The sequence below is a fragment of the Pseudomonas chlororaphis subsp. chlororaphis genome, from assembly GCF_003945765.1.
Lineage (GTDB): Bacteria > Pseudomonadota > Gammaproteobacteria > Pseudomonadales > Pseudomonadaceae > Aquipseudomonas > Aquipseudomonas chlororaphis.
The window spans coordinates 820,199-842,784 of the sequence record NZ_CP027712.1; the positions used below are offsets into that span (position 1 = coordinate 820,199).

General features: G+C 60.5%; 9 protein-coding genes, 2 tRNA genes and 3 rRNA genes. 10 read left to right on the forward strand and 4 right to left on the reverse strand.

Annotated features, from left to right (window positions below):
- Window positions 1-505: 505 nt before the first annotated feature.
- From C4K27_RS03615 to C4K27_RS03630, 4 genes are all read right to left on the reverse strand, one after another.
- On the reverse strand, window positions 506-1,087 hold the full coding sequence (locus C4K27_RS03615) for an IMPACT family protein (protein WP_007930693.1): 582 nt from the start codon (window positions 1,085-1,087) through the stop codon (window positions 506-508).
- Between the two features lie 12 nt (window positions 1,088-1,099).
- Window positions 1,100-1,762 carry a TetR/AcrR family transcriptional regulator gene (locus C4K27_RS03620; RefSeq protein ID WP_007930696.1) on the reverse strand — a complete coding sequence of 221 codons (663 nt, stop codon included), beginning with the start codon at window positions 1,760-1,762 and terminating at the stop codon, window positions 1,100-1,102.
- Between the two features lie 88 nt (window positions 1,763-1,850).
- Window positions 1,851-3,245: a uracil-xanthine permease family protein gene (locus C4K27_RS03625; protein ID WP_053259530.1), complete on the reverse strand. Its 1,395-nt coding sequence runs from the start codon at window positions 3,243-3,245 to the stop codon at window positions 1,851-1,853.
- Between the two features lie 132 nt (window positions 3,246-3,377).
- Window positions 3,378-4,298 (reverse strand): LysR family transcriptional regulator, encoded by a 921-nt coding sequence (locus tag C4K27_RS03630; RefSeq protein WP_007930700.1) that lies wholly within the window; start codon window positions 4,296-4,298, stop codon window positions 3,378-3,380.
- 126 nt (window positions 4,299-4,424) lie between these two features.
- Here C4K27_RS03630 and C4K27_RS03635 point away from each other — a divergent pair, with 126 nt between their 5' ends.
- The 10 genes from C4K27_RS03635 to recD all read left to right on the forward strand — a co-directional run bounded on the left by C4K27_RS03635 (window position 4,425) and on the right by recD (window position 22,576).
- Window positions 4,425-5,774, forward strand: coding sequence for an omega-aminotransferase AptA (locus C4K27_RS03635; protein ID WP_053259531.1), 1,350 nt, complete (start codon window positions 4,425-4,427; stop codon window positions 5,772-5,774).
- A 140-nt stretch (window positions 5,775-5,914) separates the two neighbouring features.
- Complete coding sequence (locus C4K27_RS03640; protein WP_053259532.1) at window positions 5,915-7,408, forward strand: CoA-acylating methylmalonate-semialdehyde dehydrogenase; 1,494 nt, start codon at window positions 5,915-5,917, stop codon at window positions 7,406-7,408.
- Window positions 7,409-8,037: 629 nt separating this feature from the next.
- A 16S ribosomal RNA gene (locus tag C4K27_RS03650) occupies window positions 8,038-9,574 on the forward strand.
- 65 nt (window positions 9,575-9,639) lie between these two features.
- Window positions 9,640-9,716 (forward strand) — tRNA-Ile (locus tag C4K27_RS03655).
- 26 nt (window positions 9,717-9,742) lie between these two features.
- Window positions 9,743-9,818 (forward strand) — tRNA-Ala (locus C4K27_RS03660).
- A gap of 240 nt (window positions 9,819-10,058) precedes the next feature.
- Window positions 10,059-12,950 (forward strand): 23S ribosomal RNA (locus C4K27_RS03665).
- Window positions 12,951-13,089: 139 nt separating this feature from the next.
- A 5S ribosomal RNA gene (gene rrf / locus C4K27_RS03670) occupies window positions 13,090-13,205 on the forward strand.
- Together the 16S, 23S and 5S rRNA genes with 2 tRNA genes alongside form the textbook arrangement of a ribosomal RNA operon.
- A gap of 163 nt (window positions 13,206-13,368) precedes the next feature.
- Window positions 13,369-16,821, forward strand: coding sequence for an exodeoxyribonuclease V subunit gamma (gene recC / locus C4K27_RS03675; RefSeq protein ID WP_053259541.1), 3,453 nt, complete (start codon window positions 13,369-13,371; stop codon window positions 16,819-16,821).
- Entirely contained in the window at window positions 16,818-20,510 is a 3,693-nt protein-coding gene (gene recB, locus C4K27_RS03680; protein ID WP_053259542.1) for an exodeoxyribonuclease V subunit beta, read from the forward strand. The genes recC and recB overlap by 4 nt, the downstream gene beginning before the upstream one ends.
- Window positions 20,507-22,576 (forward strand): exodeoxyribonuclease V subunit alpha, encoded by a 2,070-nt coding sequence (gene recD / locus C4K27_RS03685; protein WP_053259543.1) that lies wholly within the window; start codon window positions 20,507-20,509, stop codon window positions 22,574-22,576. Before recB ends, recD begins: the two co-directional genes overlap by 4 nt.
- The last annotated feature ends 10 nt before the right edge of the window (window positions 22,577-22,586 follow it).

Below are 22,586 nucleotides of genomic sequence, written 5' to 3' on the forward strand. Positions count from 1 at the left end.
CCTGGCCAGCGAGTCAGGAAATTGCCGAGACCCCGATGAACTGCGGCCTCGTGCCCCCTTTGCTCGTTACCTGCACCGCTGTTCGGCACCAGTTCAGGGCAAGGTGCTTGAAACGGCGGCGGTTTTGCCCGAACGGTCTGGTCGAAAAATGATCAGGTGCCTGCAAGCCTTGCGCTCTATGCGGCTGGCGCAGCCTTGCACGGGTTATCCACAGCTTGTTCCACAGTATTTGTGTGCAAGCCCGAAGGCCGGGCATAAGCACTGTGTGGCTTTCTTCTAAAAGCGATAAACAAAGCTAACTTACTGTTTTAGTTTGAAAAATATGTTTTTGGCGGGTGATTGGCTGAAAAGTGAGCAATCGCTGCAAAGCCACGTGACAGAAGGGTTACAGGCAAGTGTGCTCAGGTTATCCACAGTCGGGTGCACAGCAGGTGTGGGCAAGTCGGCTATCCACCGGGCCGTTGTGCACAGGATGATTTCGAGGCGTTGGTGCGTATTGGTGCGCTCAGCGCTGCAAGAGGATGCGCCCGCGACTCAGGTCGGCCAGCTGGCTTTGCAAGGTGGCGATCTGGCTTTCGCCCAGGGCCAGTTGCAGTTCTACGCCGTTGGCCGTGAAGTGTTCCTCGACCAGCAGCCCGCCGAGTTCGGCGACCCGCAGCTTGACCAGTGCCAGCTCGCTGAAGCTGCAGGCGCAACGCAGGGCTACGCGGCTGATCAGTTCGATGCGTTCGGCGCCTTGCAGGCATTTGTTGGCGCTACCACCATAGGCGCGGGCCAGGCCGCCGGTGCCCAGCTGAATGCCGCCGTACCAGCGAATCACCAGCACCGCGACCTGATCGCAGTCCTGGGCTTCGATGGCCGCGAGGATCGGGCGGCCGGCGGTGCCGCCGGGCTCGCCGTCATCACTGCTGCGGTATTGCTCGGCGAGTTTCCAGGCCCAGCAGTTGTGGGAGGCATTGGGATCGCTGTGCCGTTCGATAAAGGCTTGGGCCTCGGTCGCGCTGCTGATTGGCGCGGCGAGGGCGATAAAGCGGCTTTTGCGAATCTCTTCGCGGTATTCGCAAAGGCCGGCGAGGGTAAAGGGCATGCGTTGTGTTCTTTATAAGGCAGGCTTGAGGCCGCAACCCTTGAGGATGATGCGGATCAGGTTGTTGCCGGCGTCTTCCATGTCCTGCTTGGTCAGCTTGCTGCGACCGGTGACGCGGCAGATCTGGGTGGCGAAGTCGGCGTAATGCTGGGTGCTGCCCCACAGCAGGAAGATCAGGTGCACCGGGTCCACGGGGTCCATCTTGCCGGCGTCGATCCAGGCCTGGAACACCGCGGCGCGCCCCTGGAACCAGGCGCGGTAGTCCTGGCTGAAGTATTCGCTGAGGCATTCGCCGCCGCTGATGATCTCCATGGCGAAGATCCGCGAGGCCTGCGGTTGGCGCCGGGAGAACTCCATCTTGGCGCGGATATAGCGGGTCAGCGCTTCGGCCGGGTCGTCCTCGGCGGTCAGGGTGTTGAAGGTGCTGTCCCACAACTCGAGGATGTTGCTCAGCACCGCGACATACAAACCAAGCTTGTTGGTGAAGTAGTAATGCAGGTTGGCCTTGGGCAGGCCGGCATTCTGCGCGATGGTGTTCATGCTGGTGCCTTTGAAACCGTGACGGGCGAACTCGTCTTCGGCGGCCTTGATGATCGCTTCTTCGTTTTTCTGACGAATACGGCTGGCGGGCTTGGCGGTTTGAGGGCCGGCGTGGGCTGGGACTTCAAGGGTCATAGGCATTTCCGAGCTGTTCTGTGGGTGCAACCAGTGCGTTGATAGCGCACCCACAGGCCTCAGACAAGTCTTAATGGGCAGAAAACCCTCAAAGCGGTTCCAGGGTGTCGCTTTCGCGAGCCGGATTTGCGCTACGCAGCGCGGCTCGATCTTCCGGCAGCAACAGGCACATGAGGATTGCGGTCAGGCCGCCGCTGGTGATCGCCGAATCGAACAGGTTCTGCACCACTTTGGGCAACAGGTGCAGCAGGTTCGGTTGTGCCGCGATCCCCAGGCCAACGCCTAAGGAGGTGGCGATGATCAGCATGCTGCGCCGGTCCAGCGGTGCCTGGGCGAGGATGCGCACGCCGGCCGCGGCGACGCTGCCGAACATCACCAGGGTGGCGCCGCCGAGCACTGGCTTGGGGATTTGCTGCAGCACCGCGCCGATCAGTGGAAACAGGCCCAGGCAAAACAGCAACAGGCCGATGTACAGCCCGACATGGCGGCTGGCCACGCCGGTCAGCTGAATCACCCCGTTGTTCTGGGCGAAGGTGGTGTTGGGGAAGGCGCTGAAGGTCGCGGCGATCATGCAGCTGACGCCGTCGCCGAGAATGCCGCCCTTGAGCCGGCTTATATAAGAAGGGCCGCTGATGGGCTGGCGGGCGAGCATGCAGTTGGCGGTCAGGTCGCCGACGGTTTCGAGGGTGCTGATCAGGTAGATCAGCGCCACGGGCAGGAACGCCGTCCAGTCGAAGCTGAAACCGAAGCGGAAGGGCGTTGGCAGGCTGATCAGCGGCAGGTCGGGCAACGCCTGGGGCACCAGCTTGCCGCTGAACCAGGCGGCGAGGCTGCCCAGGGCCAGGCCGATGATGATCGCCGACAGTCGTACCCAGGGCGTGTTCGAGCGGTTCAGCAGGATGATGGTCAATAGCACCAACAGGCCCAGCGCCAGGTTGCCCGGCGCGCCGAAATCCGCGGCATTGAAGCCGCCGCCCAGGTCGGTGATGCCGACCTTGATCAGGCTGACACCGATCAGGGTAATCACGATGCCGGTGACCAGCGGCGTGATGACCCGGCGCAATTGGCCGATGAAGCGGCTCAGGACGATCTGCACCGCCGCGCCGAAAAAGCACACGCCGAAAATCATCGCCAGGATGTCTTCCGGGCTGCCGCCCCGTTGCTTGACCAGAAAACCCGCGGACAGCACCGCGCCGAGGAAGGCAAAGCTGGTGCCTTGCAGGCAGATCATCCCCGCGCCGATTCCGAACGGCCGACGCGCCTGAATGAAGGTGCCGACGCCGGAAACCATCAGCGCCATGCTGATCAGGTAGGGCAGGTGGGCGCCCAGGCCCAGGGTCGAGCCGATCACCAGCGGCGGGGTGATGATGCCGACGAAACTCGCCAGCACATGCTGCAGGGCGGCGAGGATCGCGGCGAGTGGTTTCGGGCGATCGTCGAGACCGTAGATCAGGTCGCTTTGGCGCAAGGTGTCTGGCTGCATGGACGGGGAACTCAGGGCTGATGGTTCAAGGTCATCGTGCCCTGCAAAAAGCTGTCCAAGTGCTCAGGTTATTGCCTGTGTTTGCCGTTGTGGGGCAATGGGGGCGGGGCTTTTATAGTGTCGTAGGTTTTTTCAGCGGGTGGCCGCCAGGCTGTCCAGGAAGCTTTCCAGCACCAAATGGGGGCGACGGCCCTTGCGTGTGACCGATGCCAGGCTCAGGTCATAAAAACGTGAGCCGGGCTTGAGCGCGCGCAGTCGTCCCTGCTGGACCCAGAGGCTGGCGTAGTGGTCCGGCAGGTAGCCAATGTAGCGTCCGGTGAGGATCAGGAACGCCATGCCTTCGCGGTCCGAAGCGCTGGCGGTGCAATTGAGCGCCTGGTAATGGGCCTGGATCTCGGCGGGCAGGCGGAAGGTCGGGGCGATGGCGTCCTGCTCGTTGAGGCGCCGGTCGTCCAGTTGCTTGTCGTCGACATAAAACAGCGGGTGGCCGACGGCGCAATAAAGCAGCGAGCGTTCGCTGTACAGCGGTTGGTATTCCAGCCCGGACAAGGCACTGGCCTGGGGCACTACGCCGACATGCAGGCGCCCGTCGAGCACGCCTTGTTCGACTTCGTTGGGGGCGATCATGCGGATCTGGATCTGCACGTCTGGCCCGCGCTCCTTCAGTTGCGCCAGTGCATGGGTGATGCGCATGTGGGGCAGGGTGACCAGGTTGTCGGTCAGGCCGATGATCAGTTCGCCACGCAGGTGCCGGTGCAGGCCGTTGACCTCGGTACGAAAGCTTTCCAGGGCGCTCAACAACTGCAGGGCCGATTGATACACCTCGCGACCCTCTTCGGTCAGCGAGAAGCCGGCGCGTCCGCGTTGGCACAGGCGCAGGCCGAGACGCTGCTCGAGGTCGCTCATCTGCTGGCTGATGGCCGAGCGACCGATGCCAAGCACGGTTTCCGCGGCGGAGAAGCCACCGCACTCGACCACGCTGCGAAAGATCCGCAGCAGGCGGATATCAAAGTCGCTGACTTGCGCCAGCGGGTCGGCGCGACGGCTGCTCATAGTTTAGTGGGCCACTGACTGAAGGTTATAAAAGTTGGATTTCACCGACTTTATAGCCGTGGCAACTTAGCTGCAACAACGCTTTCCGATCCCTGCGCCGCTTATTGCCCTGCGAGGTTTTGCCCCATGAACATGCATGAAAACGCTCCAGCTTCCCTGGCCAGCCAGCTCAAGCTCGATGCTCACTGGATGCCCTACACCGCCAACCGCAACTTCCAGCGCGATCCGCGCCTGATCGTCGCCGCCGAAGGCAGCTGGCTGGTCGACGACAAGGGGCGCAAGGTCTATGACTCGCTGTCTGGCCTGTGGACCTGTGGCGCCGGCCACACCCGCAAGGAAATCCAGGAGGCGGTGGCCAAGCAACTGGGCACCCTCGATTACTCGCCAGGCTTCCAGTACGGTCACCCGCTGTCGTTCCAGCTGGCAGAGAAAATCACCGCGCTGACCCCGGGCAATCTGAACCATGTGTTCTTCACCGACTCCGGTTCCGAATGCGCCGATACCGCGGTGAAAATGGTGCGCGCCTACTGGCGCCTGAAAGGCCAGTCGACCAAGACCAAGATGATCGGCCGTGCCCGTGGCTATCACGGCGTGAACATTGCCGGCACCAGCCTCGGCGGGGTCAACGGCAACCGTAAACTGTTCGGCCAGGCGATGATGGATGTCGACCACCTGCCGCACACCCTGCTGGCAAGCAACGCGTTCTCCCGTGGCATTCCGGAGCAGGGCGGTATCGCGCTGGCCGACGAACTGCTCAAGCTGATCGAACTGCATGACGCCTCCAACATCGCCGCGGTGTTCGTCGAGCCTCTGGCCGGTTCCGCTGGCGTGCTGGTGCCGCCACAGGGTTACCTCAAGCGCCTGCGGGAAATCTGCGACCAGCACAATATCCTGCTGGTGTTCGACGAAGTGATCACCGGTTTCGGCCGTACCGGCAAGATGTTCGGTGCCGACAGCTTTGGCGTGACCCCGGACCTGATGTGCATCGCCAAGCAAGTCACCAATGGCGCGATTCCGATGGGCGCGGTGATTGCCAGCTCCGAGATCTACCAGACCTTCATGAACCAGCCGACCCCCGAGTACGCGGTGGAATTCCCCCACGGCTATACCTACTCGGCGCACCCAGTGGCTTGCGCGGCCGGTCTGGCGGCACTGGATCTGTTGCAGAAAGAAAACCTGGTGCAGAGCGTCGCTGACGTGGCGCCGCATTTCGAGAAGGCACTGCACGGCATCAAGGGTACGAAGAATGTCATCGACATCCGTAACTACGGCCTGGCCGGTGCCATCCAGATTGCCCCGCGCGATGGCGATGCCATCGTGCGTCCGTTCGAGGCGGGCATGGCGCTGTGGAAAGCCGGTTTCTACGTACGCTTCGGCGGCGACACCCTGCAGTTTGGCCCGACCTTCAACAGCAAGCCGCAGGATCTGGATCGTCTGTTCGATGCCGTCGGCGAAGTGCTGAACAAGCTCGACTGATTCCCCAAAACTGTAGGAGATGAGCTTGCTCGCGATGGCGTACTTGTAGGCGCCATCGTGGTTTGGCTCATATTCAAAGTCATCTATATAGAGCAGGCGCCCCTTGGTGGGCGCCTGTGGACAACTTCAGGAGTTCCCCGATGAGCGTTATCCCGCATTTGATCAATGGTGAACTGGTGACCGAGAGCGGTCGCGCGGTCGATGTGTTCAATCCGTCCACTGGTCAGGCGATCCACAAGCTGCCGCTGGCCAGCCGCGAAACCATCCAGAGCGCCATCGATGCCGCCAAGGCTGCCTTCCCGGCCTGGCGCAACACGCCGCCGGCCAAGCGTGCCCAGGTGATGTTCCGCTTCAAGCAATTGCTGGAGCAGAACGAATCGCGCATCGCCCAGCTGATCAGCGAAGAACACGGCAAGACCCTGGAAGACGCCGCTGGTGAGCTCAAGCGTGGTATCGAAAACGTCGAGTTCGCCTGTGCCGCTCCGGAAATCCTCAAGGGCGAGTACAGCCGCAACGTCGGCCCGAACATCGATGCCTGGTCCGACTTCCAGCCGCTGGGCGTGGTTGCCGGCATCACCCCGTTCAACTTCCCGGCGATGGTGCCACTGTGGATGTATCCGCTGGCGATCGTCTGCGGCAACTGCTTCATCCTCAAACCATCCGAGCGTGACCCGAGTTCGACCCTGCTGATTGCCCAGCTGTTGCTGGAAGCCGGCCTGCCGAAAGGTGTGCTGAGTGTGGTGCACGGCGACAAGGCCGCGGTGGACGCGCTGATCGAAGCGCCGGAAGTCAAGGCACTGAGCTTCGTTGGTTCGACGCCGATTGCCGAATACATCTACGCCGAAGGCACCAAGCGCGGCAAACGCGTGCAGGCACTGGGCGGCGCGAAGAACCACGCCGTGCTGATGCCGGATGCCGACCTGGACAACGCGGTCAGTGCCTTGATGGGCGCGGCCTATGGTTCCTGCGGCGAGCGTTGCATGGCGATCTCGGTTGCCGTGTGTGTCGGCGACCAGGTGGCCGATGCGTTGGTGGCCAAGCTGGTACCGCAGATCAAGGCGCTGAAAATCGGTGCCGGCACGTCCTGTGGTCTGGACATGGGGCCGCTGGTCACAGGGCAGGCGCGGGACAAGGTCAGCGGTTATGTCGAGGATGGCGTGAAGGCGGGCGCGAAGCTAGTGATCGACGGTCGTGGCCTGAGCGTGCCGGGCCATGAAGAAGGCTTCTTCCTCGGTGGTTGCCTGTTCGACAACGTCACCCCGGAAATGCGCATCTATAAAGAAGAGATCTTCGGGCCGGTGCTGTGCGTCGTGCGGGTGAACAGCCTGGAAGAGGCCATGCAACTGATCAACGATCACGAGTATGGCAACGGTACCTGCATCTTTACCCGTGACGGTGAAGCGGCGCGTCTGTTCTGTGACGAGATTGAAGTCGGGATGGTAGGCGTCAACGTACCGCTGCCGGTACCGGTGGCATACCACAGCTTCGGCGGCTGGAAGCGTTCGCTGTTTGGCGACCTGCATGCCTACGGTCCGGACGGTGTGCGTTTCTATACCCGTCGCAAGGCGATCACTCAGCGTTGGCCACAGCGTGCCAGCCATGAAGCCTCGCAGTTCGCCTTTCCTAGCTTGTAATAAGTAGAAGGGTATTAAAGGCCGCCCCTTGGGGGGCGGCCTTTGCTTTTAGGGGCGGTTTTGACCGATATGACAGATTTGTGAAAATAAGTGTTGACGGCAGATTCTGGAAGTCTATAATTCGCCCCACTTCCGGCGCAGTCGAAACGAAAAACTCCTTGAGATTCAACGAGTTACGCGGTTTTCGACAGCGGTTACGCTTCAGTTCATCGAAGCCTGAAGGAGTTGATTGGGCAGTAAGTTTTCGCCGAGTTAACGATTCGATCTTCTCGGTCGAAAGCGGAGAAAAAGAGGTGTTGACAGCAGCGTGTAACGCTGTAGAATTCGCCTCCCGCTGACGAGAGATCGGAAGCGCAAGTGGTTGAAGTTGCAAAGGAAACCTTGAAAACTTCTTAAAATAACCGCTTGACAGATACAGAGGCTGCTGTAGAATGCGCGCCTCGGTTGAGACGAAAGACTTAACCAACCGCTCTTTAACAACTGAATCAAGCAATTCGTGTGGGTGCTTGTGGAGTCAGACTGATAGTCAGAAAGATTATCAGCATCACAAGTTACTCCGCGAGAAATCAAAGATGTAACCAACGATTGCTGAGCCAAGTTTAGGGTTTTCTCAAAACCCAAAGATGTTTGAACTGAAGAGTTTGATCATGGCTCAGATTGAACGCTGGCGGCAGGCCTAACACATGCAAGTCGAGCGGTAGAGAGGTGCTTGCACCTCTTGAGAGCGGCGGACGGGTGAGTAATGCCTAGGAATCTGCCTGGTAGTGGGGGATAACGTTCGGAAACGGACGCTAATACCGCATACGTCCTACGGGAGAAAGCAGGGGACCTTCGGGCCTTGCGCTATCAGATGAGCCTAGGTCGGATTAGCTAGTTGGTGAGGTAATGGCTCACCAAGGCGACGATCCGTAACTGGTCTGAGAGGATGATCAGTCACACTGGAACTGAGACACGGTCCAGACTCCTACGGGAGGCAGCAGTGGGGAATATTGGACAATGGGCGAAAGCCTGATCCAGCCATGCCGCGTGTGTGAAGAAGGTCTTCGGATTGTAAAGCACTTTAAGTTGGGAGGAAGGGTACTTACCTAATACGTGAGTATTTTGACGTTACCGACAGAATAAGCACCGGCTAACTCTGTGCCAGCAGCCGCGGTAATACAGAGGGTGCAAGCGTTAATCGGAATTACTGGGCGTAAAGCGCGCGTAGGTGGTTCGTTAAGTTGGATGTGAAATCCCCGGGCTCAACCTGGGAACTGCATCCAAAACTGGCGAGCTAGAGTATGGTAGAGGGTGGTGGAATTTCCTGTGTAGCGGTGAAATGCGTAGATATAGGAAGGAACACCAGTGGCGAAGGCGACCACCTGGACTGATACTGACACTGAGGTGCGAAAGCGTGGGGAGCAAACAGGATTAGATACCCTGGTAGTCCACGCCGTAAACGATGTCAACTAGCCGTTGGGAGCCTTGAGCTCTTAGTGGCGCAGCTAACGCATTAAGTTGACCGCCTGGGGAGTACGGCCGCAAGGTTAAAACTCAAATGAATTGACGGGGGCCCGCACAAGCGGTGGAGCATGTGGTTTAATTCGAAGCAACGCGAAGAACCTTACCAGGCCTTGACATCCAATGAACTTTCCAGAGATGGATTGGTGCCTTCGGGAACATTGAGACAGGTGCTGCATGGCTGTCGTCAGCTCGTGTCGTGAGATGTTGGGTTAAGTCCCGTAACGAGCGCAACCCTTGTCCTTAGTTACCAGCACGTAATGGTGGGCACTCTAAGGAGGCTGCCGGTGACAAACCGGAGGAAGGTGGGGATGACGTCAAGTCATCATGGCCCTTACGGCCTGGGCTACACACGTGCTACAATGGTCGGTACAGAGGGTTGCCAAGCCGCGAGGTGGAGCTAATCCCACAAAACCGATCGTAGTCCGGATCGCAGTCTGCAACTCGACTGCGTGAAGTCGGAATCGCTAGTAATCGCGAATCAGAATGTCGCGGTGAATACGTTCCCGGGCCTTGTACACACCGCCCGTCACACCATGGGAGTGGGTTGCACCAGAAGTAGCTAGTCTAACCTTCGGGAGGACGGTTACCACGGTGTGATTCATGACTGGGGTGAAGTCGTAACAAGGTAGCCGTAGGGGAACCTGCGGCTGGATCACCTCCTTAATCGACGACATCAGCTGCTTCATAAGCTCCCACACGAATTGCTTGATTCATTGAAGAAGACGATTGGGTCTGTAGCTCAGTTGGTTAGAGCGCACCCCTGATAAGGGTGAGGTCGGCAGTTCGAATCTGCCCAGACCCACCAATTACTGGTGCACCCTGTAGCGATACGGGGCCATAGCTCAGCTGGGAGAGCGCCTGCCTTGCACGCAGGAGGTCAGCGGTTCGATCCCGCTTGGCTCCACCATTACAGATTGGTGTCCATCGTTTAAAGCTTAGAAATGAGCATTCCATCAAGTTGATGGTGAATGTTGATTTCTGATCTTTATCAGAATCGTTCTTTAAAAATTTGGGTATGTGATAGAAAGATAGACTGGATAGCACTTTCACTGGTGTTTATTCAGGCTAAGGTAAAATTTGTGAGTTTAATCGCGAATTTTCGGCGAATGTCGTCTTCACAGTATAACCAGATTGCTTGGGGTTATATGGTCAAGTGAAGAAGCGCATACGGTGGATGCCTTGGCAGTCAGAGGCGATGAAAGACGTGGTAGCCTGCGAAAAGCTTCGGGGAGTCGGCAAACAGACTTTGATCCGGAGATGTCTGAATGGGGGAACCCAGCCATCATAAGATGGTTATCTTGTACTGAATACATAGGTGCAAGAGGCGAACCAGGGGAACTGAAACATCTAAGTACCCTGAGGAAAAGAAATCAACCGAGATTCCCTTAGTAGTGGCGAGCGAACGGGGACTAGCCCTTAAGTGGCTTTGAGATTAGCGGAACGCTCTGGAAAGTGCGGCCATAGTGGGTGATAGCCCTGTACGCGAAAATCTCTTAGTCATGAAATCGAGTAGGACGGAGCACGAGAAACTTTGTCTGAATATGGGGGGACCATCCTCCAAGGCTAAATACTACTGACTGACCGATAGTGAACTAGTACCGTGAGGGAAAGGCGAAAAGAACCCCGGAGAGGGGAGTGAAATAGATCCTGAAACCGTATGCGTACAAGCAGTGGGAGCAGACTTTGTTCTGTGACTGCGTACCTTTTGTATAATGGGTCAGCGACTTATATTCAGTGGCGAGCTTAACCGAATAGGGGAGGCGTAGCGAAAGCGAGTCTTAATAGGGCGTTTAGTCGCTGGGTATAGACCCGAAACCGGGCGATCTATCCATGGGCAGGTTGAAGGTTAGGTAACACTGACTGGAGGACCGAACCGACTACCGTTGAAAAGTTAGCGGATGACCTGTGGATCGGAGTGAAAGGCTAATCAAGCTCGGAGATAGCTGGTTCTCCTCGAAAGCTATTTAGGTAGCGCCTCATGTATCACTGTAGGGGGTAGAGCACTGTTTCGGCTAGGGGGTCATCCCGACTTACCAAACCGATGCAAACTCCGAATACCTACAAGTGCCGAGCATGGGAGACACACGGCGGGTGCTAACGTCCGTCGTGAAAAGGGAAACAACCCAGACCGTCAGCTAAGGTCCCAAAGTTATGGTTAAGTGGGAAACGATGTGGGAAGGCTTAGACAGCTAGGAGGTTGGCTTAGAAGCAGCCACCCTTTAAAGAAAGCGTAATAGCTCACTAGTCGAGTCGGCCTGCGCGGAAGATGTAACGGGGCTCAAACCATACACCGAAGCTACGGGTATCACGTAAGTGATGCGGTAGAGGAGCGTTCTGTAAGCCTGTGAAGGTGAGTTGAGAAGCTTGCTGGAGGTATCAGAAGTGCGAATGCTGACATGAGTAACGACAATGGGTGTGAAAAACACCCACGCCGAAAGACCAAGGTTTCCTGCGCAACGTTAATCGACGCAGGGTTAGTCGGTCCCTAAGGCGAGGCTGAAAAGCGTAGTCGATGGAAAACAGGTTAATATTCCTGTACTTCTAGTTATTGCGATGGAGGGACGGAGAAGGCTAGGCCAGCTTGGCGTTGGTTGTCCAAGTTTAAGGTGGTAGGCTGGAATCTTAGGTAAATCCGGGATTCTAAGGCCGAGAGCTGATGACGAGTTACCTTTTAGGTGACGAAGTGGTTGATGCCATGCTTCCAAGAAAAGCTTCTAAGCTTCAGATAACTAGGAACCGTACCCCAAACCGACACAGGTGGTTGGGTAGAGAATACCAAGGCGCTTGAGAGAACTCGGGTGAAGGAACTAGGCAAAATGGCACCGTAACTTCGGGAGAAGGTGCGCCGGTGAGGGTGAAGGACTTGCTCCGTAAGCCCATGCCGGTCGAAGATACCAGGCCGCTGCGACTGTTTATTAAAAACACAGCACTCTGCAAACACGAAAGTGGACGTATAGGGTGTGACGCCTGCCCGGTGCCGGAAGGTTAATTGATGGGGTTAGCTAACGCGAAGCTCTTGATCGAAGCCCCGGTAAACGGCGGCCGTAACTATAACGGTCCTAAGGTAGCGAAATTCCTTGTCGGGTAAGTTCCGACCTGCACGAATGGCGTAACGATGGCGGCGCTGTCTCCACCCGAGACTCAGTGAAATTGAAATCGCTGTGAAGATGCAGTGTATCCGCGGCTAGACGGAAAGACCCCGTGAACCTTTACTATAGCTTTGCACTGGACTTTGAATTTGCTTGTGTAGGATAGGTGGGAGGCTTTGAAGCGTGGACGCCAGTTCGCGTGGAGCCATCCTTGAAATACCACCCTGGCAACTTTGAGGTTCTAACTCAGGTCCGTTATCCGGATCGAGGACAGTGTATGGTGGGTAGTTTGACTGGGGCGGTCTCCTCCTAAAGAGTAACGGAGGAGTACGAAGGTGCGCTCAGACCGGTCGGAAATCGGTCGTAGAGTATAAAGGCAAAAGCGCGCTTGACTGCGAGACAGACACGTCGAGCAGGTACGAAAGTAGGTCTTAGTGATCCGGTGGTTCTGTATGGAAGGGCCATCGCTCAACGGATAAAAGGTACTCCGGGGATAACAGGCTGATACCGCCCAAGAGTTCATATCGACGGCGGTGTTTGGCACCTCGATGTCGGCTCATCACATCCTGGGGCTGAAGCCGGTCCCAAGGGTATGGCTGTTCGCCATTTAAAGTGGTACGCGAGCTGGGTTTAGAACGTCGTGAGACAGTTCGGTCCCTATCTGCCGTGGACGTTTGAGATTTGAGAGGGGCTGCTCCTAGTACGAGAGGACCGGAGTGGACGAACCTCTGGTGTTCCGGTTGTCACGCCAGTGGCATTGCCGGGTAGCTATGTTCGGAAAAGATAACCGCTGAAAGCATCTAAGCGGGAAACTTGCCTCAAGATGAGATCTCACTGGAACCTTGAGTTCCCTAAAGGGCCGTCGAAGACTACGACGTTGATAGGTTGGGTGTGTAAGCGCTGTGAGGCGTTGAGCTAACCAATACTAATTGCCCGTGAGGCTTGACCATATAACACCCAAGCAATTTGCGCTTAACAGCCAGATTGCGGTGTGTGAAGACGAAACGAACCGAAAGTTCGAGAAAACACACAAACTATCGCATGCCCAATTTGCTGAAGCGTCGAAAGACGACTCGGCACACCGAATTTCTTGACGACCATAGAGCATTGGAACCACCTGATCCCATCCCGAACTCAGAAGTGAAACGATGCATCGCCGATGGTAGTGTGGGGTTTCCCCATGTGAGAGTAGGTCATCGTCAAGATTAAATTCCGAAACCCCAATTGCGAAAGCAATTGGGGTTTTGTTTTTGTGCGACAAAAAATGCCTCATTCCTCGCAACACTCACGTTGGTCCTCTCAGCTGTCACCGCTGCGTGACAGTGCTAAGGTTCGGCCCTAGCTTTTGCATTTTCCAAGGAAGCCCTTATGCCGGACGCCACGTCCCTCAGCGCTGGTTTTATGGTGGTTCACGGTAACCGCCTGGACGAGTTGCGCAGCCTGGTGGTCAGCTGGATGCGGCGTTACCCCTTGGCGCCGCTGGAGAATGAGATCGCCCTGGTCCAGAGCAACGGCATTGCCCAATGGCTGAAGCTGGCCCTGGCTGAGGACTCCGAGGATGACGACATGGGCGGCTGTGGCATCGCTGCTGCCATCGATGTGCAGCTCCCTGGCAGTTTCATGTGGCAGCTTTATCGCATGGTGCTGGGACGCGATGAAATCCCGCCCAAATCACTACTGGATAAAGCGCCGCTGACCTGGCGCCTGATGCGGCTTTTGCCCGAACTGATCGATCAGCCGCACTTCGAGCCCCTACGCCGTTTCCTTACTCACGACACGGATCTGCGCAAGCGCTATCAATTGGCCGAGCGCCTGGCTGACCTGTTCGACCAATATCAGGTCTATCGCGCCGACTGGTTGGAAGACTGGGCCGCAGGCAGGCATCAACTACGCAGCGCTCGAGGTGAGCCCAAGGCCCTGACCCCCGCCAACTGCTGGCAGGCCGAACTGTGGCGGGCGTTGTTGCTGGATGTGGGGGAGGAGGGCATGGCGCAAAGTCGCGCCGGTGTTCATCAACGTTTCATCGAACGAATCCTCAACCTGGAAACGGCGCCACAAGGGTTGCCCTCGCGAGTGATCGTTTTCGGGATTTCCTCCCTACCCGCACAAGCCCTGGAAGCCCTGGCTGGACTGGCCCGCTTCAGCCAGGTCCTGCTGTGTGTACACAACCCTTGTCGTCACCATTGGGCGGATATCGTCGCCGACAAGGACCTGCTGCGCCATCAATACAAACGTCAGGCGCGCAAGGCGGGAATGCCCGCGGTGCTCGACCCGCAGACCCTGCATCAACATGCCCACCCGCTGCTTGCCGCCTGGGGTAAGCAGGGCCGTGACTACATCAACCTGCTCGACAGCTACGACGATCCCAACAGCTATCGCTCGGCCTTTCGCGACGGCCGTATCGACCTGTTCAGCGAGAGTCAGCCGCAGACCCTGCTGAATCAGCTGCAGGACGATATCCTCGAATTGCGCCCGCTGGAGGAGACCCGGCAGTTGTGGCCGGCGGTCGATCTGCACCAGGACAAGTCGATCCGTTTTCACATTGCCCACAGTGCCCAGCGCGAAGTGGAAATTCTCCATGACCAGCTGCTTGCGCGTTTCAGTGAGGACCCCGAATTACGTCCGCGGGATGTGATCGTGATGGTCCCGGATATCGACAGTTACGCACCGCATATTCGCGCGGTCTTCGGCCAGTTGGAGCGTGACGATCGACGTTTCATTCCGTTCACCCTGACGGACCAGGGCCAACGTGGCCGCGACCCATTGCTGATTGCCGTGGAGCATCTGCTCAAGCTGCCGGACAGCCGGTTCCCCGTCAGCGAAATCCTCGACCTGCTGGATGTTCCGGCATTACGCGCACGTTTTGGCGTTGATGAGGCCGATCTGTCGACCTTGCATCGCTGGATCGAAGGTGCCGGCATCCGCTGGGGTATGAACGCCGAACAACGGGCCGACCTGGGATTGCCGGAGGAACTGGAGCAGAACAGCTGGCGTTTCGGCCTGCGCCGCATGTTGCTGGGTTACGCCGTGGGACGTTCCGATGCTTGCGAGGGGATTGAGCCTTACGATGAGATCGGCGGCCTGGATGCGGCATTGATCGGACCGTTGGTGGCCTTGCTCGATGCCCTGGAGATGGCGTATCAGAACCTCACTTTGCCGGCTTCGCCGCCGCAGTGGGGCGAGCGCCTGCAAGCACTCACGCAGCAGTTCTTCCTGGCCAGTACCGAACATGACGACTACCTGCTGAGCCAACTCGAAGACTTGCGCGAAACCTGGCTGGAAACCTGCGAGTCGGTTGGCCTGCATGATGAGCTACCGCTGACCGTGGTCCGCGAAGCCTGGCTGGCTGGCCTGGACCAGGGCCGCTTGTCCCAGCGTTTCCTGGCCGGTGCGGTGAACTTCTGCACACTGATGCCGATGCGCGCGATTCCCTTCAAGCTGGTATGCCTGCTGGGGATGAACGACGGCGACTACCCGCGGGCGCAGCCGCCGCTGGATTTCGACCTGATGGGCAGCGACTACCGGCCCGGCGACCGCTCGCGGCGCGAAGACGACCGTTACCTGCTGCTGGAGGCGCTGCTTTCGGCGCGGGATCAGCTGTACGTCAGTTGGGTCGGTCGCAGCATTCGCGACAACAGCGAGCGCCCGGCCTCGGTGCTGATCGGCCAGTTGCGCGATCACCTGGCCAGTGGCTGGAAGCTGGCGAATGACCAGGACAATCTGCTCGACGCCATGACCCAGGAACATCCACTGCAACCGTTCAGTGCCCGCTACTTCCATGAAGGCCATGGGCTGTTCAGCTATGCCCGAGAGTGGCAGCTGTTGCACCAGACCCAAGCGGCTCCTCAAGCGCTCGAACTTCTGGCGCCCTATGTCCAGGAAGAGCCTTTGAGCCTGGGACAGTTGCAGGACTTCCTGCGTAACCCGGTACGGCATTTCTTCAGTCAGCGCCTCAAGGTGTTCTTCGAGGCGGCCGACGCGCCATTGGCCGACGAGGAACCCTTTGTACTTGACGCGCTGCAACGCTACAGCCTGAGCGACAGCCTGCTGGAGGCGGCGTTGAACTGCGCCGATGATCCGGAGCAGGCCCTGCAGGCCCAGGCGCAACGGCTACAGGCCAGCGGCTTGTTGCCCATGGCCGGTTTTGGCGAGAGCCTGCAACGAGAGCTGATCGAGCCCTTGCCGGATCTGTTGATGCGCTATCGGCAGTTGCTGGAGTTATGGCCAACGCCGGTCACCAGCGCCTTGCCGATTACCCTTGAACTCAAGGAAGTGAAACTCGAAGGCTGGCTGAGCGGCCTGCACCAACGCAGCGACGGCGGTTTGCTGTCGGTCACCACCATCCCCAACAGCATCGGCTCACCCAAGACCCGCAAATGGCACCGCCTGACCCGGCCCTGGGTCAATCATCTGGTGGCCTGTGCCAGCGGCTACACCTTGACCACCGCGCTGGTGGCCAGCGACGACACCTTGTTGCTGCCGCCTCTGGACCGCGATGCGGCGCTGCAAAGCCTGGGCGATCTGCTGCTGGCCTGGCAGGCGGGCATGTGCCAGCCGCTGCCGGTAGCCGTGAAAACCGCCTTTGCCTGGCTGGGCCAGAGCGATCCGGGCAAGGCCGAAGCGGCGGCGCGCAAAGCTTATGAAGGCGACGGCCAGACCAGCGATGGCGAACGTCGGGAAAGCCCGGCCCTGGCGCGCCAGTACCCGGACTACAACGCGTTGATCGCCGACGAAACCTTCAGCGGCTGGGTTGATGCGCTGTACCGCCCACTCTTACAGGCGCCCTGGCGCTCCGCGGCCAATGGGGAGGCTGACGTATGACCCGGCAAGCACCTTTGGCCCTGGCGTTCCCGCTGCGGGGCAGCCAACTGATCGAAGCCAGCGCCGGCACGGGCAAGACCTTTACCATCTCGGCGCTTTACCTGCGCCTGGTGCTGGGGCACGGCGGCGAGCCGGCCGGGTTCGGTCGCGAGTTGCTGCCACCGCAGATTCTGGTGGTGACCTTCACTGATGCGGCGACCAAGGAACTGCGCGAGCGGATCCGCACCCGCCTGGCTGAAGCCGCACGCTTCTTCCGCGATGAAACCGCCGCGCCCGACGCGCTGATCGCCGAGTTGCGCGATCAGTTCGCCGCCGAACAATGGCCGGGTTGCGCCAGCCGCCTGGACATCGCCGCGCAATGGATGGACGAGGCCGCGGTCTCGACCATCCACAGTTGGTGCCAGCGCATGCTGCGCGAGCATGCGTTCGACAGTGGCAGCCTGTTTACCCAGACCCTGGAAACCGACCACAGCGATCTGCTGGGCGAAGTGCTGCGCGACTACTGGCGGCTGTTTTGCTACCCGATGCAGGGTGATGCGCTGAACTGGGTGCGGGCCAACTGGGGTGGGCCCGCGGCCTTGCTGCCCAGGGTACGTGCGCTGTTTGGCAGCGAACGTGAAGTGGACCAGGAACAGACACCGGCGCAGTTGATCGAGTCCTGCTTGCTGGAGCGTCGCGCGGCGTTGGTGCAGCTCAAGGCGCCTTGGCGGCAATGGGCTGAGCAACTGCGGGAGATCTGCTTGCAAGGCGTCGCCAGCAAGGCCGTCGATGGCCGCAAGATGCAGGCGCGCTACTTCGAGGCCTGGTTCGAAAAGATCACCGCCTGGGCCGAAGACGAGTCCATAGAACAACTGGATATCGGTACCGGCTTCAGCCGCCTGACCCCCGAAGGCATGGCCGAGGCCTGGAAAGGCGATGCGCCGGATCATCCCGCGCTGGACGCCATGGCCGGGCTCAAGGCCGCGCTCGATGCCTTGCCGAGCCCCGACGCCGCGGTGTTGCAACACGCTGCGCGTTGGGTCGGCGCGCGCTTCGAGGAGGAGAAGCGCCGCCGTGCCGAGATGGGCTTCGACGACATGCTGCTGCGCCTCGACGCCGCGTTGCAGGCCGAGGGTGGCGAGCGCCTGGCGACGCTGATTCGCGAGCAGTTCCCGGTGGCCCTGATCGACGAATTCCAGGACACCGACCCGGTGCAGTACCGGATCTTCGAAAGCATCTACCGCATCGAGGACAACAACCCCGAGACCGGGCTGTTCCTGATCGGCGACCCCAAGCAGGCGATCTACGCCTTCCGTGGGGCGGACATTTACACCTATCTGCGCGCTCGCCAGGCCACCAGCGGCCGCTTGCATACCCTGGGCACCAACTTCCGTTCCAGCCACGCCATGGTCAAGGCGGTGAACCACGTATTCGAGCGTGCCGAGTCCCGTGAACAGGGGCGCGGCGCGTTCCTGTTCCGGGAAAAGAACGGAGAGAACCCGGTGCCGTTCCTGTCGGTGGCCTCCCAGGGGCGCAAGGAGCAGCTACACAGAGAAGGGCAGGTGGTGCCGGCGCTGAATATCTGGCATCTGTCCTCGGAGCAAGCCATTTCCGGGGCGCTGTACCGGCAGCAACTGGCGGCGGCCTGCGCCAGCGAAATCGTCGCCTTGCTCAACGGCGGGCAGCAGGCCAGCGCCGGCTTCGCCCGTGATGGTCAGCCCTTCAAGGGCCTGCTGCCGGCGGACATCGCCATCCTGGTGCGCGATGGCAAAGAGGCCCAGGCCGTGCGCGGCGAACTGGCCGCGCGCGGGGTGCGCAGCGTGTACCTGTCGGACAAGGACTCGGTGTTCGCCGCCCAGGAGGCCCACGACCTGCTGGCCTGGCTCAAGGCCTGTGCCGAACCGGATATCGAGCGCCCGCTGCGCGCCGCGCTGGCCTCCATCACCCTGAACCTGCCGCTGGTTGAGCTGGAGCGCCTGAACCAGGACGAGCTGGCCTGGGAGAGCCGGGTCATGCAGTTCCGCGGTTATCGCCTGATCTGGCGTACCCAGGGTGTGCTGCCGATGTTGCGACGCCTGCTGCATGACTTCCAGTTGCCCCAGGCCCTGATCGCCCGCAGCGATGGCGAGCGGGTGCTGACCAACCTGCTGCACCTGTCCGAACTGTTGCAGCAGGCGGCTGCCGAACTGGATGGCGAACAAGCGCTGATCCGCCACCTGGCCGAGCACCTGGCCTTGTCCGGGCAGGCTGGCGAAGAACAGATCCTGCGTCTGGAAAGCGACGAACAACTGGTCAAGGTGGTGACCATCCACAAATCCAAGGGCCTGGAGTACCCGCTGGTGTTCCTGCCGTTCATCTGTTCGGCCAAGCCGGTGGATGGCAGTCGCCTGCCGCTGCACTACCACGACGAGTCGGGCAAGGCCCAGGTGACGCTACGGCCAACCCCGGAGCTGATTGCCCAGGCCGACGACGAACGCCTGGCCGAAGACCTGCGCTTGCTCTATGTGGCGCTGACCCGTGCCCAGCATGCCTGCTGGCTGGGTGTCGCCGACCTCAAGCGCGGCAACCACAACAGCTCGGTGCTGCACCTCTCGGCCTTGGGTTATCTGTTGGGCGGCGGTGCGTTGTTGAACGAGTCCAGTGGCCTGGCGCGCTGGCTGCAAGACCTGCAGCAAGGCTGCGAGGCCATGAGTGTCAGCGAAATGCCCAGCGTCTCCGACAGCCGCTTCCATCCGCCGCGCAACGACGCCACCCTGCTGGCACCCCTGGCTCCCAAGCGGCGAGCCGCGGAGAACTGGTGGATCGCGTCCTATAGCGCCCTGCGCATCAGCGACAGCCTGGGCGCCGGCAGTACCGAGGCGCCGGAAAGCCCGCAGGCGCAGAAACTCTTCGACGATGAACGCCTCGACCCCGATGCCCCGCGTGAAGTCGTGGCCAGCGGCGCGGACATCCATCGCTTCCCCCGTGGGCCGAATCCGGGGACCTTCCTCCACGGCCTGCTGGAGTGGGCCGGTGACGAGGGGTTCGCCGCCGACCCCGTCGCTATCGAGGACGCCATCGCTCGGCGCTGTAATCGCCGCGGTTGGCAAGGCTGGATCAAGACCCTGAGCGACTGGTTGCGGCACCTGTTGCAACTGCCTTTGCCAGCCGGGGCGGGGCGATCGCCGGTGGTGCTCGCGCAGTTGAGCCAATACCGGGTCGAGATGGAATTCTGGTTCGCCAGCCACAAGGTCGATGTGCTCAAGCTCGACGAGCTGGTGCGCCAGTACACCCATCAAGGCGTGCCTCGGGTGACCGCCGAACCAGTACTGCTCAATGGCATGTTCAAGGGCTTCATCGACCTGACCTTCGAGCATCAAGGGCGCTATTACGTGGCCGACTACAAATCCAACTGGCTGGGCGTGGATGACGCCGCCTATACCGAGCAGGCCATGGAACAATCGATTCTCGACAACCGTTACGACCTGCAATACGTGCTGTACCTGCTGGCCCTGCATCGCCAGTTGCGGGCGCGCCTGGCGGACTACGATTACGACCGGCATATGGGCGGTGCCCTGTACCTGTTCTTGCGTGGTACGGGCTCGGCCAGCCGCGGCGTGTTTTTCACCCGGCCACCCCGTGAGCTGATCGAACGCCTGGACCGTTTGTTCCAGGGCAAACCCGAGCAGCCCAGGGCCGAGCCGGCGTGGGAACAGGGAGTATTGCTGTGATCGAGGATCTGCTGACGCCGCTGGAACCCCAGCCCGACCTGGCGCCCCTGGTTCGGGCCGGCGATTTGCTGCTGTTGCTCGATCGTTGGGTCGAGCTCGGATGGTTGCGCGCCCTGGACAAGGCTTTCGTAGGCTTCCTCCATGAACTGGAGCCACAAGGCGATCCACTGGTGCTGATGGCCGCGGCGTTGACCAGCCATCAACTGGGCCACGGGCATGTTTGCCTGGACCTGTTCGAAACCCTCAAGGAGCCGGACTTCGCCCTGTCCCTGCCGCCGGAAGGCGACCTGCAAAGCACGGCGGCGGTACTGCCGTCGCAGGTGCTGGCGACGCTGGACGGCGCGCACTGGTGCAAGGCCCTGGCGGCCAGTCGCCTGGTGGCGCTGGCGGCCGACCAGAGCGAGCAGGCCCGCCAGCGGCCGCTGGTGTTGTCGGGCAAGCGCCTGTATCTGCGCCGTTACTGGGCCTATGAGCGGCGCATCGACAATGCCTTGCGCCAGCGCCTGGCGGTGCAGGAGGAAACCCCCGCGGATTTGGCCGAGCGCCTCGGCGGCCTGTTCGGCGCGGCCAAGGCGGCGGGGCCGGTGGACTGGCAGAAGCTTGCCTGTGCGCTGGCCACCCGAGGCGCCTTCAGCATCATTACCGGCGGGCCGGGAACCGGTAAAACCACCACCGTGGTGCGCCTGCTGGCCTTGCTCCAGGCCCCGGCTGTCGAAGCCGGCAAGCCTTTGCGCATCCGCCTCGCGGCTCCCACCGGCAAGGCGGCGGCGCGCCTCACCGAATCCATCAGCTTGCAAGTGCGCTCCCTGTCGGTCGACGACAGTGTGCGCGAGAAGATCCCCAGCGACGTGACCACGGTGCACCGCCTGCTGGGCAATCGTCCGGGAACCCGGCACTTTCGCCATCACGCCGGCAACCGCTTGCCCCTGGATGTGCTGGTGGTCGACGAAGCCTCGATGATCGACCTGGAGATGATGGCCAATCTGCTCGATGCGCTGCCGGTACACGCGCGCCTGGTGTTGCTCGGGGACAAGGATCAACTGGCCTCGGTGGAAGCCGGCGCGGTGCTTGGCGATCTGTGCCGCGATGCCGAGGCCGGCTGGTACAGCCCGCAGACCCGCAGCTGGCTGGAGGCCGTCAGCGGCGAGCAACTGGCGGACAGCGGTCTGCAGGAAGACAGCGCCGGCGCTCATCCGCTGGCCCAACAGGTGGTGATGCTGCGCCACTCCCGGCGCTTCGGCGAAGGCAGCGGTATCGGCCAGCTGGCGCGCTGGGTCAACCAGCAGCAGGCCGAGGAAGCGCGCCGCCTGCTGGCCGCCCGCAGCCACGCCGACCTGTATGGCCTGAGCCTCAAGGGCGAGCAGGACCGCGCCCTGGAGCGCTTGCTGCTGGAAGGCCACGGCGACGGGCCGCAGGGTTACCGGCATTACCTGAGCCTGTTGCGCGGCCAGCGCCCGCCTGCCGATACAGCGCTGGAAGATCCGAGCTGGACCGCCTGGGCCCGCGATGTGCTGCTGGCCTTCGACCAGTTCCAGTTGCTCTGCGCGGTGCGCAAGGGGCCTTGGGGTGTCGAGGGGTTGAACCAGCGGATCACCGCCGCGCTGTTCAAGGCGCGGCTGATCGAAAGCGATCAGCAGTGGTACGAAGGTCGTCCGGTGCTGATGACCCGCAACGATTACGGCCTGGGCCTGATGAACGGCGATATCGGCATTGCCTTGAAGTTGCCCGAGCACGAAGGCACGCAAGACGGGCGCCTGGTACTGCGGGTGGCCTTCCCGCGCAACGACGGCCAAGGTGGCGTGCGTTTCGTGCTGCCGAGCCGGCTCAACGATGTGGAAACCGTGTACGCCATGACCGTGCACAAATCCCAGGGCTCGGAGTTCGCCCACACCGCGCTGATCCTGCCCGAGGCGCTGAACCCGGTGCTGACCAAGGAACTGATCTACACCGGTATCACCCGGGCCAAGGACTGGTTCAGCCTGATCGAGCCGCGGGCCGGGGTGTTCGAAGAGGCGGTGCGGCGCAAGGTCAAGCGCCTGAGCGGGTTGATGCTCGACCTGGGTTGAACGCCGAGGC